Source organism: Streptomyces sp. NPDC006368 (assembly GCF_040612535.1).
In the GTDB taxonomy this organism is placed as follows: domain Bacteria; phylum Actinomycetota; class Actinomycetes; order Streptomycetales; family Streptomycetaceae; genus Streptomyces.
Genome location: NZ_JBEXQK010000002.1, coordinates 118,924 through 134,087, shown reverse-complemented (window position 1 = coordinate 134,087; position 15,164 = coordinate 118,924). Strand labels below are relative to the sequence as shown.

Sequence of the window (15,164 nt, the reverse complement as noted above, 5' to 3'; positions counted from 1 at the left end):
GCCCCCTCGGGGGCCCTTTCGCGTGCGTACGCGGGGTCAGATCGTGCCCAGCTTGATCAGCGACAGCAGCGCGGCCAGCTGGATCGCCGACGCGCCCAGCGCCTTCGGCCACGGCAGGTCGTGCGACTTGCTGACCATCGAGGTGAAGAGGGCTCCCGCCGCCAGCCAGGACGCCCAGCCGATGATCTGTACGAAGCTGTTCTCGCCGCCCAGGAAGAGCGCGAAGAGCAGCCGCGGAGCGTCCGTCATCGACATGATCAGCATGGAGAGGCCGATCGTGGGCTGCCAGGCGCCGTTGCCGCCCAGCTGGCGCGCCAGCGTGTGCGTCACCGCGCCCATGATCAGGCCACCGACGACGAACATCGCGCCGGTGAGCAGGACGTACGGGATGGCCGTGGAGATCGTCGCGTTGATCGCCTCGTCGCGGGCCGTGTCGAAGCCGAAGAGCGCGAGCAGGCCGTAGAGGAAGGTGATGATCAGCGCCGGCGCCCACACGGCGTGGTCGCGCATCTGCCAGAAGGTCGGGCCAGGGCGCAGCACGATGCCGCTGATCAGCTGCTTCCAGGGCAGACGCGGGCCGGTGGGGGCGGGCGCCGCGCCCGCCCGGTACATCGCGCCCTCGCCGTACGTCTCCGGGCCGTACCCGCCGTCGCCGTACCCGCCCGGGGCCTGGCCGTACGCGTCGTCGTGGATGCTGAAGGCCCGTGTGTGACCCGGGTTGTTCGCCGCGTACGGGTCGTGCGGGGCGGCCGGGTGGCCCTGCGGGGCGTGCGGCTGCTGCGCGTAGGGGTCGCCGAAGTACTCCGGCTCGCCGTACCGCTGCTGCGCCTGCGCCTGAGACCACTGCTGCTGATGCCGCGGTGGGGCCGCGTACGGCGGCGGCGCCGCGCTGCCGTACGGAGCCCGCTGAGGCGCCTGCTGCGGTTGTTGTTGCCGTGTGCGGTTGTCCCGGCCGCGTCCGATCCTGAATCCAGCCACGTCAACGAACGTACCCGGTCCCGCTGTGCCCGGCGCCCGGGGTGGGGTGGGAGAGGGTCTTTGCTGCCGACCTGTGACATCCCCCAAGGGCGCTCCCCCAAGGGGCGTTCCCCCAAGGGCGCTCCCCGAAGAGCCCCACGACGAAGGCGGCCGGACCCGCCCCGAGGCAGGTCCGGCCGCCCACACGGCCGTACGGGCTACTTCACCGGCTCCGGCTCCGTCGCCGACTCCTCCGACGGGGTGTCGTCCGCCGGGGTCTTCACGGAGTCCAGCAGCAGCTGGGCCACGTCGACGACCTGGAGCGACTCCTTCGCCTTGCCGTCGTTCTTCTTGCCGTTCACGGAGTCCGTGAGCATCACGAGGCAGAAGGGGCAGGCGGTGGAGACGATGTCCGGGTTGAGGGACAGCGCCTCGTCGACGCGCTCGGTGTTGATGCGCTTGCCGATCCGCTCCTCCATCCACATGCGCGCACCACCGGCGCCGCAGCAGAAGCCGCGCTCCTTGTGGCGGTGCATCTCCTGCTGGCGCAGGCCCGGGACGGCCGACATGATCTCGCGCGGCGGCGTGTAGACCTTGTTGTGGCGGCCCAGGTAGCACGGGTCGTGGTACGTGATCAGGCCGTCGACCGGTGTCACCGGGACCAGCTTGCCCTCGTCGATGAGGTGCTGGAGCAGCTGCGTGTGGTGGATGACCTCGAACTCGCCGCCCAGCTGGGGGTATTCGTTCGCGATCGTGTTGAAGCAGTGCGGGCAGGTCGCGACGATCTTCTTCGCGGACTTGGGCTTCCTGGTGGAAGGCTCGTCCTCGTCCTCGCCGAACGCCATGTTCAGCATCGCGACGTTCTCCTGGCCCAGCTGCTGGAACAGCGGCTCGTTGCCCAGGCGGCGGGCGGAGTCACCGGTGCACTTCTCGTCGCCACCCATGATCGCGAACGAGACGCCCGCCATGTGCAGCAGCTCCGCGAAGGCCTTGGTGGTCTTCTTGGCCCGGTCCTCCAGGGCGCCCGCGCAGCCGACCCAGTACAGGTAGTCGACCTCGGACAGGTCCTCGATGTCCTTGCCCACGATCGGGACCTCGAAGTCGACCTCCTTGGTCCACTCCACGCGCTGCTTCTTGGCCAGGCCCCAGGGGTTGCCCTTCTTCTCCAGGTTCTTGAGCATCGTGCCCGCCTCGGACGGGAACGCGGACTCGATCATCACCTGGTAGCGGCGCATGTCGACGATGTGGTCGACGTGCTCGATGTCGACCGGGCACTGCTCCACGCACGCGCCGCAGGTGGTGCAGGACCACAGCACGTCCGGGTCGATGACGCCGTTCTCCTCCAGGGTGCCGATCAGCGGGCGCTCGGCCTCGGCGAGGGCCGGCGCCGGGACACCGGCGAGCTGCTCCTCGGAGGCCTTCTCCTCGCCCTCCATCGTCTTGCCGCCGCCGGCCAGCAGGTACGGCGCCTTGGCGTGCGCGTGGTCGCGCAGCGACATGATCAGGAGCTTGGGGGAGAGGGGCTTGCCGGTGTTCCAGGCGGGGCACTGCGACTGGCAGCGACCGCACTCGGTGCAGGTGGAGAAGTCGAGCAGACCCTTCCAGGAGAACTGCTCGACCTGGGAGACGCCGTAGACGTCGTCCTCGCCCGGGTCCTCGAAGTCGATCGGCTTGCCGCCGGACGTCATGGGCGGCAGCGCGCCCAGGGCGGTGGAGCCGGCCGCGTTCCGCTTGAACCAGATGTTCGGGAACGCCAGGAAGCGGTGCCAGGCCACACCCATGTTGGTGTTGAGGCTCACCGTGATCATCCAGATCATGGTGGTGCCCAGCTTGATCATGGCGAAGAGGTAGACCAGGTTCTGCAGCGTGGCGATGCTCAGGCCCTTGAAGGCCAGGACCAGCGGGTACGAGGCGAAGTACGCGGCCTCGTAGTGGTCCACGTGGTGCAGGGCACCCTCCAGGCCGCGCAGGACGTAGATGGCCAGGCCGATGGTGAGGATGACGTACTCGACGAAGTACGCCTGACCCATCTTCGAGCCCGCGAACCGAGACTTGCGGCCGGGCCGCGAGGGCAGGTTCAGCAGACGGATGACCATCAGCGTGACGATGCCGAGGGTCGTCATCGCGGCGATGAACTCGATGTACAGCTCGTACGGCAGGAAGCCGCCGAGCACCGGCAGCGTCCAGTCGGCCTGGAAGAGCTGGCCGTACGCGGTGATGATCGTCGGCGGCAGCGTCAGGAAGCCGATGGCGACGAACCAGTGGGCGACGCCCACGATGCCCCACCGGTTCATGCGCGTGTGACCGAGGAACTCCCGCACCAGGGTCACGCTGCGCTGGTAGGGGTTGTCGGTCCGGGTGCCGGCCGGGACCGGCTGGCCGAGTTTGAAGTACCGGACGAACTGGCCGATGGCGCGTGCGAGCAGCGCCACGCCGACCACGGTCAGAACCAGCGACACGATGATCGCGGCGAGTTGCATTTCGGGGCTCCTCGGGCCTGCGAGGGTGGGAACTTAGGCATTACTAAGCGGTAACTTATTCAGCTCACCTGAGCGTACCCACTTATTCCGCCGCACTGTAGCCGCGCAGGCGGTGATCTGCGTCGCTCGCCCGTGCCTCGGGCAGGAGGGCGCGCAGCAGCAGCGCCAGGTCGAGCCCCAGCCAGTGCTGCTCGACGTAGTGCTGGTCGAGCAGCAGCGGCTCGTCCCACGGCAGGCCCGAGTGGTGCCGCGACTGCGCGAGGCCGGTCAGGCCGGGCCGCACGCTGAGCCGCCAGGGGGCCAGGGCGGCCGGGTCGCCGGGCGGCAGCGGCGCCGGGCCGACGAGTGACATCTCTCCCCGTACGACGTGGGGCAGCCGGGACAGCAGCCGGAGCCGGGGGCCGCGCGTGGGCAGGGACCGCAGGGTGAACGGCCGGCCGTCGAGCCCGGTTCTCGTCTCGCGCACGAGGACGCCACCGGCGGGTCTGCGCAGCGCGACCACGGCGAGGGCGAGGGCCAGGAGCGGGGCGGCCAGGGCCAGCAGGACCGAGCCGAGGGTCACGTCGAGGAGTCGCTTGAGGGGGAGGCGGTGGGGGTGGGGGAGCAAGGACGCCAGGGAGCGCAGGGGGTGAGAGGCCGCCGCCGCTCTTGGGGGGCGCGCGGTGCGGGCGGGGCGCGCGGTACGCCAGGGGGGAGCGGACCGCCGGCGTCCGGCGGGGTCGGGCGGGCGCGGCGGCTGCGGGAGCGGCGGGAAGAGCGGGGATCGCCGGAGCCGCACGAGTCGCAGGAGCCGGGGGAAGCCCGGGAGTCGCGGGAAGAGCGGGGATCGCTGCGGTCGCCGGGGTCGCCGGGGTCGCTGAGCGGGTCGTCGTCGCATGGGAGGGCACCCGACCGTTCGTACGAGCTGTTCCGTGAGCGTCGCGACGGCAAAAAGCGGCTTTTGTCGTCTTCCTGAACGATGGCATGGGGAGGTGCACCCTGGGTAGAGCGTCCGGGTATGCGGCGGGTCGCGCGACGGCGGCAGCGCTTGCTTGCGCATAAGGCTCGGATAAAACTTGAGCCCACTCGACTCAGGTCTGTTGACTCACGTGCGCCGGTCATGCATCCTTGAGCCTGTTCCACTCAAGTCAGTTGGAGGAATCGAAATGGCACGTGCGGTCGGCATCGACCTGGGCACGACTAACTCCGTCGTCAGCGTTCTGGAAGGCGGCGAGCCCACCGTCATCACCAACGCCGAGGGCGCCAGGACCACGCCGTCCGTCGTCGCCTTCGCGAAGAACGGCGAGGTGCTCGTCGGCGAGGTGGCCAAGCGTCAGGCCGTCACCAACGTCGACAGGACCATCCGGTCCGTCAAGCGGCACATGGGCACCGACTGGAAGATCGAACTCGACGGGAAGAACTTCAACCCGCAGCAGATCTCGGCGTTCATCCTGCAGAAGCTGAAGCGCGACGCCGAGGCGTACCTGGGCGAGAAGGTGACCGACGCGGTCATCACCGTCCCGGCGTACTTCAACGACTCCGAGCGTCAGGCCACCAAGGAGGCCGGTGAGATCGCGGGCCTCAACGTCCTGCGCATCGTCAACGAGCCGACGGCCGCCGCGCTCGCGTACGGCCTCGACAAGGACGACCAGACGATCCTCGTCTTCGACCTCGGTGGCGGCACCTTCGACGTCTCGCTGCTGGAGATCGGTGACGGCGTCGTCGAGGTGAAGGCCACCAACGGTGACAACCACCTCGGTGGTGACGACTGGGACCAGCGCGTCGTCGAGTACCTGGTCAAGCAGTTCCAGTCCGGGCACGGCGTGGACCTGTCCAAGGACAAGATGGCCCTCCAGCGCCTCCGCGAGGCCGCCGAGAAGGCCAAGATCGAGCTGTCCTCGTCCACCGAGACCTCGATCAACCTGCCCTACATCACGGCGTCCGCCGAGGGCCCGCTGCACCTGGACGAGAAGCTCACCCGGGCCCAGTTCCAGCAGCTGACCGCGGATCTGCTGGAGCGCTGCAAGACGCCGTTCCACAACGTCATCAAGGACGCGGGCATCCAGCTCTCCGAGATCGACCACGTCGTTCTCGTCGGTGGCTCGACCCGTATGCCGGCCGTCGCCGAGCTCGTCAAGGAGCTGACCGGTGGCCGCGAGGCCAACAAGGGCGTCAACCCGGACGAGGTCGTCGCCATCGGCGCCGTCCTGCAGGCCGGTGTGCTCAAGGGTGAGGTCAAGGACGTCCTGCTCCTCGACGTGACCCCGCTGTCCCTCGGTATCGAGACCAAGGGCGGCATCATGACCAAGCTCATCGAGCGCAACACCACGATCCCGACCAAGCGGTCCGAGATCTTCACGACGGCCGAGGACAACCAGCCGTCGGTGCAGATCCAGGTCTACCAGGGTGAGCGCGAGATCGCGGCGTACAACAAGAAGCTCGGCATGTTCGAGCTGACCGGCCTCCCGCCGGCCCCGCGCGGCGTCCCGCAGATCGAGGTCGCCTTCGACATCGACGCCAACGGCATCATGCACGTGACCGCGAAGGACCTGGGCACGGGCAAGGAGCAGAAGATGACCGTCACCGGTGGCTCCGCGCTGCCGAAGGACGACATCGACCGCATGATGCGCGAGGCCGAGCAGTACGCGGAGGAGGACCACAAGCGCCGCGAGAACGCCGAGACCCGCAACCAGGCCGAGCAGCTCGTGTACCAGACCGAGAAGTTCCTCAAGGACAACGAGGACAAGGTCCCCGGCGAGATCAAGACCGAGGTCGAGTCGGCGGTGAACGAGCTCAAGGAGAAGCTGAAGGGCGAGGACACCGCGGAGATCCGCACCGCCACCGAGAAGGTCGCGGCCGTCTCCCAGAAGCTGGGCCAGGCCATGTACGCCGACGCCCAGGGTGCCCAGGCCGCCGGCGGCGGCGCCGGTGACGCGGGTGCCACGGGTGCCCACGCCGACGACGACGTGGTCGACGCGGAGATCGTCGACGACGAGAAGCCGAAGGGCGGCGCCGCATGACGGAGGAGACCCCGGGCTTCGAGGACAAGCCCGACGTCCCCTCCGGCGCCGCTCCTGACGACGCCGCCGAAGCCGCCGAGACCACTCCCTCCGCCCCGGCGGAGGAGGTCCCGGCGGCCCCGGCCGGGGACGCAAGCGCACAGGTGGCCGGCCTGACGGCCCAGCTGGACCAGGCCCGCAGCGCGCTCGGCGAGCGCACCGCGGACCTCCAGCGGCTCCAGGCCGAGTACCAGAACTACCGCCGCCGGGTCGAGCGCGACCGGGTCACCGTCAAGGAGATCGCCGTCGCGAACCTCCTGACCGAGCTCCTGCCGGTGCTCGACGACATCGGCCGCGCCCGTGAACACGGCGAGCTGGTGGGCGGCTTCAAGTCGGTGGCCGAATCGCTGGAGACGGTCGCCGCGAAGATGGGCCTGCAGCAGTTCGGCAAGGAGGGCGAGCCCTTCGACCCGACGATCCACGAGGCGCTCATGCACTCGTACGCGCCGGACGTCACCGAGACGACCTGCGTCGCGATTCTGCAGCCGGGGTACCGGATCGGCGAGCGGACCATCAGGCCCGCGCGCGTCGCGGTCGCCGAACCCCAGCCGGGGGCGGCGCCCAAGGAGTCCGGCAACGCCGCGCAGGACGCGGGCGGTTCCGGTGCGGCGGATGAGCAGAAGACGGCAGGCGAGGAGAGCGGTGGCCCCGAGGAGGGCTGACGCATTGACCGGTAACCGGAAGGAGGGACGTCGATGAGCACGAAGGACTTCGTGGAGAAGGACTACTACAAGGTTCTCGGCGTCCCCAAGGACGCCACCGAGGCGGAGATCAAGAAGGCGTACCGGAAGCTCGCCCGCGAGTTCCATCCGGACGCCAACAAGGGTGACGCGAGCGCGGAGGCGCGCTTCAAGGAGATCTCCGAGGCGAACGACATCCTCGGTGACCCGAAGAAGCGCAAGGAGTACGACGACGCGCGCGCCCTCTTCGGCAACGGCGGCTTCCGGCCCGGTCCCGGCGGGGCCGGCGGCACCTTCAACTTCGACCTGGGCGACCTCTTCGGCGGCGCCCAGGGCGGAGGCGGTGCCGGTGGCTTCGGCGGCGGGCTCGGGGACGTGTTCGGCGGGCTGTTCGGCGGTGCCCGGGGCGGCCCGGGGGCGCGTACGCAGCCGCGCCGCGGCCAGGACGTCGAGTCCGAGGTGACGCTGAGCTTCACCGAGGCGGTGGACGGGGCCACGGTCCCGCTGCGGATGTCCAGTCAGCAGCCGTGCAAGGCCTGTTCGGGCACGGGCGACAAGAACGGCACCCCGCGCGTCTGCCCGACCTGCGTCGGCACCGGTCAGGTGTCGCGCGGCACGGGCGGCGGCTTCTCGCTCACCGACCCGTGCGTGGACTGCAAGGGCCGCGGCCTCATCGCCGAGAACCCCTGCGAGATCTGCCACGGCAGCGGACGCGCCAAGTCGTCGCGCACCATGCAGGTCCGCATCCCGGCGGGCGTCTCCGACGGGCAGCGGATCCGGCTGCGCGGCAAGGGCGCGCCCGGCGAGCGCGGCGGCCCGGCCGGTGACCTGTACGTGGTGGTGCACGTCGACACCCACCCGGTCTTCGGCCGCAAGGGCGACAACCTCACCGTCACGGTGCCCGTCTCGTTCGACGAGGCGGCGCTCGGCGGCGAGATCAGGGTGCCGACCCTGGGCGGACCGCCGGTGACGCTGAAGATCCCGGCCGGCACGCCCAACGGCCGTACGATGCGCGCCCGGGGCAAGGGCGCGGTGCGCAAGGACGGTACGCGCGGGGACCTGCTCGTCACCGTCGAGGTGGCGGTGCCCAAGGACCTCAACGTCAAGGCGCGCGAGGCCCTGGAGACGTACCGTCAGGCGACGGCGGACGAGGATCCGCGAGCTGAGCTGTTCCAGGCCGCGAAGGGGGCTTGAGATGGACGGACGTCGACGCAATCCGTATGAGCTGACCGATGACACGCCGGTGTACGTGATCTCGGTGGCGGCCCAGCTGAGCGGGCTGCACCCGCAGACGCTGCGGCAGTACGACCGGCTGGGCCTCGTCTCGCCGGACCGTACGGCGGGGCGCGGTCGGCGTTACTCGGCCCGTGACATCGAACTGCTGCGGCAGGTGCAGCAGTTGTCGCAGGACGAGGGCATCAACCTGGCCGGTATCAAGCGGATCATCGAGCTGGAGAACCAGGTCGCCGCTCTCCAGGCCCGGGTCGCGGAGCTGGGCGCGGCGGTCGAGGGCGCGGCGGTGGCGATGCGCCAGCGCGAGGCCCAGGTGCACGCCTCGTACCGGCGCGACCTGGTGCCGTACCAGGACGTGCAGCAGGCGAGCGCGCTGGTGGTGTGGCGTCCGGCGGCCAAGCGCGGCGAGTGACCGCCGGCCCCGTGTGCGCGGGGCCGGCACGATGGGGCACCGACGGGGCTCCTTCCGCTTCGGCGGAGGGGGCCCTTTCCCGTGGGCCGCGTGCGATGATCCACACGTGTGTACGAGACGACTGGCGGCGGTCGCGGCCCTCGCGCCCTTGGCGTTCCTCGCGGTGGCGTGCGACGACGAGACGGGCGCCGCACCCCTGCCGCGGCGGGTGACCGCCTCCCCGACCCTCTCGCCGCCGAGCCCGCTGCCGCCCGTGCGGACCGGCCCGGACGACGCCACGGCGGGCGCGGGGGCGGGCACCGGATCCGGGCGGGCGGCGTGCCCGGCCTCCGGCGTACGGGTCTCCACGGGGCCCGTGGACGCGGCGATGGGGCTGCGGGCGATGGGGGTGACCGTGCTCAACTGCGGCACGAAGCCGTTCGAGGTGAGCGGTTACCCCGCGATCGACGTCCTCGACGCGGAGCGCGAGAAGCTCGACGTCACCGTCCGGCTCGGCTCGAACGCCGACAGCACCGCGCAGCGCTCGACCTTCGTCCTCCAGCCGGGCGGGCAGGCCCACGCGTCCGTCATCTGGCGCAACACGGTGACCCGTTCCGACGTCGTGGCGACGAGCGGCGTCCATGTGCGGGTGACCCCGGCGCCGGGCGTGGTACCGCAGACGATCACGCCCGAGGACGGCCCGCTCGACCTCGGCACCACGAACGCGATCGAGGTCACCCCCTGGAAGCCGTCGGACCGTCAGGACCGGTGACCGGCCGGCCTCTTCCGCGGCCCCGCGCGATCCCGGTGGCCGGGGTGGCCCGGACGGCCGGGCCGGCGGTCAGTGGTCCCGCTCCAGGATCCCCGACTGCGCGATGAGGTAGCCGAGCTGGGCGCGGCTGCCGCTGCCGAGCGCCGACGCCAGCTTGGCGATGTGGGCGCGGCACGTGCGTACGTTCATGCCGAGCCGGCGCGCGATGGCCTCGTCCACATGGCCCTCGACCAGCAGTTTGGCGATGGAGCGCTGGACACCGCTGATGCCGTCGAGCGCGGGCGCGTAGGAGACCTCGTCGTCCCAGGGGACGCCGTGGAGCCAGAACTGGTCGAAGACGCCGACCAGGTACTGCACGAGCCCCTCGTGCCGCAGCTCCAGGGCGACCTGCCGGTCCCGGCGCGCCGGTATGAAGGCCACTTTCCGGTCGACGATGATCAGCCGGTCGATGATCTCCTCCAGGGTGCGCACTTCCAGCCCGTACGGCGCGATGCGCTCCACGTACCCCATGGTGGCGGAGTGGTGGCGCGCCGTGTGCTGGTACAGCGTCCGCATCCGGATGCCCCGGTCGAGCAGCGGTTCCACGCGCCGCAGGCCCGCCTTCACGGTCTCCGGCCTGCGTCCGCTGCCGGGCTGGACGGTGAGCAGCTCCGTCGTGCACTCGTCCATCACCCGGTCCAGGGAGGCGTTGATCAGCGCCAGGCCCTCCAGGACGTTGATCGCCGGGGTGGGCGACGCGCCCTGCGCGGTCAGGGTCATGAATGGCTCGAAGGTATCGGCCAGCGAGATCGTGAGCTGCCGCCGCTCCTGGATCTCCCGCTCTATCGGGTGTATCAGCTGATTGAGCGCGATCGACGGCGGGATGGGCCGCAGCCACTGGTGGTCGTCGGGATCGGGGTGCACCAGGCCGAGGTCGACGACGCAGGGCGCCACGTCCACCTCCGTCCGGGCGATCCGGCCGGCCCGCAGGGCGGTCGCGTACAAACGCTTTCCGGCGTCGCACAGCTCACCGTCTTCCTCGTCGTGAGTGTGCCCTTCGCCCGAATCCCCCCGCTTCACCTGCATTTGCACCCCCCTCAGGGTCTTGAATTACAGGAACATGATGCCTGCACTTGCTGGTGGAAGCGTTCGGAGTGAGCCATCGTCTTACTCGCGGGGGAGGAGGTAAGGACAAAAAGAGGTGGAGATCGGCCATGACCAGGATGGTTCGTGCAGTCAGCGCCATAGCTCTCGCTGTGGCCGCTCTCGGCGCTGTCGCCGCCAACGGCGAGCCGACGTGGGAGAGCGTGCCGGCGGGGGGCGCCGTCGCGGGGGAACCGACGTGGGAGCTGGCGCCCCAGGTACCGCGTGAGCCCACGTGGGAGATCGCCCCGGTGGTCGCGGCGGCATGAACGTTCCCGACGACTCGCGTTTCCGGCGCGAGATGGCGTCCGCCTACCGGTCCGGGTGGCACTTCATCGACCTCGTCACGGCCGTGCCGCACAGTGGCGATTCGTTGATGGTCACCCTCTTCGGGGAGCCGATCGTCATCACGCGGGGGGACGACGAGGACATCCGCGCCTACCGCTGTCTGCGCCGGCCCCGCGGAGCCCCGCAGCCCGTACGGTGTGCCATTCGCTACGGCATGATTTTCGTCAACCTCGACCAGCGTGACCACCAGCTCGTCGAGCCGGAGACCACCACCGCCACCCCCCGCAGCGCCTGAGCGGTTCCCCCGTCGTTGTAGATCGCTCGGGTGCTTCCCCCACACAGCGGCGCCATCGTGGACCTGAAACACGATGGCGCCGCTGTGCTGTCCGCGTACGGGCCCCGAGGTGGCTCAGGCGCGCCCCATCGCCCGCGTCAGCGCGATCTCGATGACGACCCGGTCCGGGTTCGGCGCCGGCGTACGGCCGTAGCGCTCCGCGTACCGGGCGACCGCGTCCGCCACGGTCTCCGGCTCCGTGCGGATGCGCGCGACGCCCTCCAGCGTCGCCCAGCGCCCCTTGTCCACCTGGCAGACCGCGACCCGCGCGCCGTCCGCGCCCGCCGCCAGGACGTTGGCCACCTTGCGGCTGTGCTTGTTGGTGATCACCCGGGCGATGCCCTTCTCGCCGCCCCCGGGGTCGTACGTCACGCCCACCGCGACGACATGCGGAGTGCCGTCGGGGCGAGGCGTCGTCAGGGTGCACATGTGGTACTCGCGCCAGAAGCCGAGGTACGAGTCGCCGGGGTTCCGCGGGTCTATGGCCATGGGCCGGAACCTACCTGGGGGCGCTGGCCCCCACCACCTTGAGTGGAATAGACTCAACTTTGTGTACGTTGGATGAGTCAAAGGGACAGGACGTAGAGGAGGAGAGGTTCGTACGTGGACGCCGAGCTGACCAACAAGAGCCGGGACGCGCTGAACGCCGCGACCAGCCGTGCGGTGTCCGAGGGGCACCCGGACCTGACCCCCGCGCATCTGCTGCTCGCGCTGCTCGAGGGCCAGGACAACGAGAACATCATCGATCTGCTCGCCGCCGTGGACGCCGACCAGGCCGCCGTGCGCTCCGCGGTCGAGCGGCTGCTCGCCGGCCTGCCCAGCGTCGCCGGCTCCACCGTCGCCCCGCCGCAGCCCAACCGTGAGCTGCTCGCCGTGATCGCCGACGCCGCGCAGCGCGCCAAGGAGCTCGGCGACGACTACGTCTCGACCGAGCACCTGCTCATCGGTGTCGCCGCCAAGGGCGGCCGGACCGGCGAGGTGCTGGACCGGCAGGGGGCGGGCGCCAGGAAGCTGCTGGACGCGTTCGAGCAGGCCAGGGGAGGGCGCCGCGTGACCACACCCGACCCGGAGGGCCAGTACAAGGCCCTGGAGAAGTTCGGTACGGACCTCACCGCCGCCGCCCGCGAGGGCAAGCTGGACCCGGTCATCGGCCGGGACCAGGAGATCCGCCGCGTCGTGCAGGTGCTTTCCCGGCGCACCAAGAACAACCCGGTGCTCATCGGCGAGCCCGGTGTCGGCAAGACGGCCGTCGTCGAGGGGCTCGCCCAGCGCATCGTCAAGGGCGACGTGCCGGAGAGCCTGAAGAACAAGCGGCTGGTCGCGCTCGACCTCGGCGCGATGGTCGCGGGCGCGAAGTACCGCGGCGAGTTCGAGGAGCGGCTGAAGACCGTCCTGTCCGAGATCAAGGCCAGCGACGGCCAGATCATCACGTTCATCGACGAGCTGCACACGGTCGTCGGCGCGGGCGCCGGCGGCGACTCCGCCATGGACGCGGGCAACATGCTCAAGCCCATGCTGGCCCGCGGGGAGCTGCGGATGGTCGGCGCCACGACCCTCGACGAGTACCGCGAGCGCATCGAGAAGGACCCCGCGCTGGAGCGCCGCTTCCAGCAGGTCCTGGTCGCCGAGCCGTCCGTCGAGGACACCATCGCCATCCTGCGCGGCCTCAAGGGCCGGTACGAGGCCCACCACAAGGTCCAGATCGCCGACTCCGCGCTGGTGGCCGCCGCCACCCTCTCGGACCGGTACATCACCTCCCGCTTCCTGCCCGACAAGGCCATCGACCTCGTCGACGAGGCCGCGTCCCGCCTGCGCATGGAGATCGACTCCTCACCCGTCGAGATCGACGAGCTCCAGCGCGCCGTGGACCGCCTGCGCATGGAGGAGCTCGCGCTCAAGAACGAGAGCGACCCCGCCTCCGTGCAGCGCCTGGAGAAGCTGCGCCGCGACCTCGCCGACCGGGAGGAGGAGCTGCGCGGCCTCACCGCCCGCTGGGAGAAGGAGAAGCAGGGCCTCAACCGCGTCGGTGAGCTGAAGGAGAAGCTGGACGACCTGCGCGGCCAGGCCGAGCGCGCCCAGCGCGACGGCGACTTCGACACCGCCTCCAAGCTGCTGTACGGCGAGATCCCGGCCGTGGAGCGAGAGCTGGAGGCCGCCAGCCAGGCCGAGCAGGAGGCCGCCAGGGACACCAAGGACACGATGGTCAAGGAGGAGGTCGGCCCCGACGACATCGCCGACGTCGTCGGCTCCTGGACCGGCATCCCGGCCGGACGCCTCCTCGAAGGGGAGACGCAGAAGCTGCTGCGGATGGAGGACGGGATCGGCCGGCGCCTGATCGGCCAGTCCGAAGCCGTACGGGCGGTGTCGGACGCGGTCCGGCGCACGCGGGCGGGGATCTCCGACCCCGACCGGCCCACCGGCTCGTTCCTCTTCCTCGGCCCGACCGGCGTCGGCAAGACGGAACTGGCCAAGGCGCTCGCCGACTTCCTCTTCGACGACGAGCGGGCGATGGTCCGCGTCGACATGAGCGAGTACGGCGAGAAGCACAGCGTGGCCCGGCTCGTCGGCGCCCCTCCGGGGTACGTCGGGTACGAGGAGGGCGGCCAGCTCACGGAGGCGGTGCGCCGCCGCCCGTACAGCGTGGTGCTGCTGGACGAGGTGGAGAAGGCCCATCCGGAGGTCTTCGACATCCTCCTCCAGGTGCTGGACGACGGGCGCCTGACCGACGGACAGGGACGCACGGTCGACTTCCGCAACACCATCCTCATCCTCACCTCGAACCTGGGCAGCCACTTCCTGATGGACCCGCTCACGACCGAGGAGCAGAAGCGGGAACAGGTCCTGGAGGTGGTCCGGGCCTCCTTCAAGCCGGAGTTCCTCAACCGCCTCGACGACCTCGTCGTCTTCTCGGCCCTCACCCGCGAGGAGCTCGCCCACATCGCGCGGCTCCAGATCGGCCGCCTGGCCAAGCGCCTCGCCGAGCGCCGCCTGACCCTGGACGTCACCCCGGCGGCCCTGGAATGGCTCGCCGACAAGGGCAACGACCCCGCCTACGGCGCCCGGCCGCTGCGCCGCCTGATCCAGACGGCGATCGGCGACCGGCTCGCCAAGGAGATCCTCGCGGGCGAGGTCAAGGACGGCGACACGGTCCGCGTGGACCGTGTCGACGACGGCCTGATCGTGGGCGCGGCCCAGTAGGCCGACGGCAGGTCACGCCGCGGGCTGAGGTCCCCCACGAGGAGGATCGTTCCGGCCCGCGGCGGATCGCCGCCGTCCGGGCTTGCCACGCCCCGCCCGGGATGGGAGAGGATGGCCGCAATCGTACGAAGGGAAATTCACGGTGACCATCGACCCGTCCTCGATTCCGAATTTCGGGGGCCAGCCCCAGCCTCAGCAGGCCGCAGGACCGGCGGGCCCCGTCGTCCCGAACCAGGACCTCGTCAAGCAGCTCCTCGAACAGATGGAGCTGAAGTACGTCGTGGACGACGAGGGTGACCTCGCGGCGCCGTGGGAGGAGTTCCGCACGTACTTCATGTTCCGCGGCGAGGAGGACCAGCAGGTCTTCTCGGTGCGGACCTTCTACGACCGGCCCCACCCGGTCGAGAACAAGGAGAAGATCCTCGAGACGATCGACGACTGGAACCGCCGCACCCTGTGGCCCAAGATCTACACGCACCTCCACGAGGACGAGCAGGGCGGCGCCACCGTCCGGCTCATCGGCGAGGCGCAGATGCTGATCGGCACCGGCGTGGCGCTGGAGCACTTCGTGCAGTCGACGGTCAGCTGGGTGCGGGCGTCCATCGAGTTCGACAAGTGGCTCGTGGAGCAGTTCGGCCTGGAGCCCGGGGACGGCGAGGCGTCCGCCTGAG

The 15,164-nt window shown here is 70.4% G+C and carries 14 protein-coding genes; 9 read left to right on the top strand and 5 right to left on the bottom strand.

Features of this window, described 5'->3' with window-relative positions:
* Positions 1-36: 36 nt before the first annotated feature.
* The 3 genes from ABZZ38_RS02440 to ABZZ38_RS02430 all read right to left on the bottom strand — a co-directional run bounded on the left by ABZZ38_RS02440 (position 37) and on the right by ABZZ38_RS02430 (position 4,044).
* Positions 37-978 (bottom strand): Yip1 family protein, encoded by a 942-nt coding sequence (locus ABZZ38_RS02440; RefSeq protein ID WP_356734863.1) that lies wholly within the window; start codon positions 976-978, stop codon positions 37-39.
* Positions 979-1,175: 197 nt separating this feature from the next.
* Positions 1,176-3,437, bottom strand: a complete 2,262-nt coding sequence (locus ABZZ38_RS02435) for a (Fe-S)-binding protein (protein ID WP_356734861.1) — start codon at positions 3,435-3,437, stop codon at positions 1,176-1,178.
* A gap of 82 nt (positions 3,438-3,519) precedes the next feature.
* Positions 3,520-4,044, bottom strand: coding sequence for a sugar transferase (locus ABZZ38_RS02430; protein WP_356734859.1), 525 nt, complete (start codon positions 4,042-4,044; stop codon positions 3,520-3,522).
* Between the two features lie 538 nt (positions 4,045-4,582).
* Here ABZZ38_RS02430 and dnaK point away from each other — a divergent pair.
* The 5 genes from dnaK (at position 4,583) to ABZZ38_RS02405 (ending at position 9,551) form a co-directional block, all read left to right on the top strand.
* Positions 4,583-6,436, top strand: a complete 1,854-nt coding sequence (gene dnaK, locus ABZZ38_RS02425; protein WP_356734857.1) for a molecular chaperone DnaK — start codon at positions 4,583-4,585, stop codon at positions 6,434-6,436.
* Entirely contained in the window at positions 6,433-7,137 is a 705-nt protein-coding gene (grpE, locus tag ABZZ38_RS02420; protein ID WP_356734855.1) for a nucleotide exchange factor GrpE, read from the top strand. The genes dnaK and grpE overlap by 4 nt, the downstream gene beginning before the upstream one ends.
* 33 nt (positions 7,138-7,170) lie before the next feature.
* On the top strand, positions 7,171-8,349 hold the full coding sequence (dnaJ, locus tag ABZZ38_RS02415) for a molecular chaperone DnaJ (protein ID WP_356734853.1): 1,179 nt from the start codon (positions 7,171-7,173) through the stop codon (positions 8,347-8,349).
* 1 nt (position 8,350) lies between these two features.
* Positions 8,351-8,800 carry a helix-turn-helix domain-containing protein gene (locus ABZZ38_RS02410; RefSeq protein WP_356734851.1) on the top strand — a complete coding sequence of 150 codons (450 nt, stop codon included), beginning with the start codon at positions 8,351-8,353 and terminating at the stop codon, positions 8,798-8,800.
* Positions 8,801-8,906: 106 nt separating this feature from the next.
* The gene (locus tag ABZZ38_RS02405; protein WP_356734850.1) at positions 8,907-9,551 is read left to right on the top strand and encodes a DUF4232 domain-containing protein; all 645 of its coding nucleotides are present in this window, start codon (positions 8,907-8,909) and stop codon (positions 9,549-9,551) included.
* A 69-nt stretch (positions 9,552-9,620) separates the two neighbouring features.
* On the opposite strand, the gene ABZZ38_RS02400 is transcribed toward ABZZ38_RS02405, so the two are convergent.
* Positions 9,621-10,616 carry a helix-turn-helix transcriptional regulator gene (locus ABZZ38_RS02400; RefSeq protein WP_356734848.1) on the bottom strand — a complete coding sequence of 332 codons (996 nt, stop codon included), beginning with the start codon at positions 10,614-10,616 and terminating at the stop codon, positions 9,621-9,623.
* Positions 10,617-10,786: 170 nt separating this feature from the next.
* Between ABZZ38_RS02400 and ABZZ38_RS02395 the strand changes: the two genes are divergently transcribed.
* Positions 10,787-10,942 (top strand): hypothetical protein, encoded by a 156-nt coding sequence (locus ABZZ38_RS02395; protein ID WP_356734846.1) that lies wholly within the window; start codon positions 10,787-10,789, stop codon positions 10,940-10,942.
* Complete coding sequence (locus ABZZ38_RS02390; RefSeq protein WP_073756807.1) at positions 10,939-11,256, top strand: (2Fe-2S)-binding protein; 318 nt, start codon at positions 10,939-10,941, stop codon at positions 11,254-11,256. The genes ABZZ38_RS02395 and ABZZ38_RS02390 overlap by 4 nt, the downstream gene beginning before the upstream one ends.
* 114 nt (positions 11,257-11,370) lie before the next feature.
* On the opposite strand, the gene ABZZ38_RS02385 is transcribed toward ABZZ38_RS02390, so the two are convergent.
* Complete coding sequence (locus tag ABZZ38_RS02385; protein WP_356734844.1) at positions 11,371-11,784, bottom strand: TIGR03618 family F420-dependent PPOX class oxidoreductase; 414 nt, start codon at positions 11,782-11,784, stop codon at positions 11,371-11,373.
* A gap of 114 nt (positions 11,785-11,898) precedes the next feature.
* On the opposite strand from ABZZ38_RS02385, the gene clpB reads away from it, so the two are divergent.
* Entirely contained in the window at positions 11,899-14,493 is a 2,595-nt protein-coding gene (clpB, locus tag ABZZ38_RS02380; protein ID WP_356734842.1) for an ATP-dependent chaperone ClpB, read from the top strand.
* Between the two features lie 142 nt (positions 14,494-14,635).
* Entirely contained in the window at positions 14,636-15,163 is a 528-nt protein-coding gene (locus ABZZ38_RS02375; protein WP_356734840.1) for a YbjN domain-containing protein, read from the top strand.
* Position 15,164: the final 1 nt, after the last annotated feature.

Coding starts and splice junctions, on each gene's coding strand:
- ABZZ38_RS02435 (WP_356734861.1), bottom strand. CDS start 3,437: ATGCAACTCGCCGCGATCATCGTGTCGCTGGTTCTGACCGTGGTCGGC.
- dnaK (WP_356734857.1), top strand. CDS start 4,583: ATGGCACGTGCGGTCGGCATCGACCTGGGCACGACTAACTCCGTCGTC.
- grpE (WP_356734855.1), top strand. CDS start 6,433: ATGACGGAGGAGACCCCGGGCTTCGAGGACAAGCCCGACGTCCCCTCC.
- dnaJ (WP_356734853.1), top strand. CDS start 7,171: ATGAGCACGAAGGACTTCGTGGAGAAGGACTACTACAAGGTTCTCGGC.
- ABZZ38_RS02410 (WP_356734851.1), top strand. CDS start 8,351: ATGGACGGACGTCGACGCAATCCGTATGAGCTGACCGATGACACGCCG.
- ABZZ38_RS02400 (WP_356734848.1), bottom strand. CDS start 10,616: ATGCAGGTGAAGCGGGGGGATTCGGGCGAAGGGCACACTCACGACGAG.
- ABZZ38_RS02390 (WP_073756807.1), top strand. CDS start 10,939: ATGAACGTTCCCGACGACTCGCGTTTCCGGCGCGAGATGGCGTCCGCC.
- ABZZ38_RS02385 (WP_356734844.1), bottom strand. CDS start 11,784: ATGGCCATAGACCCGCGGAACCCCGGCGACTCGTACCTCGGCTTCTGG.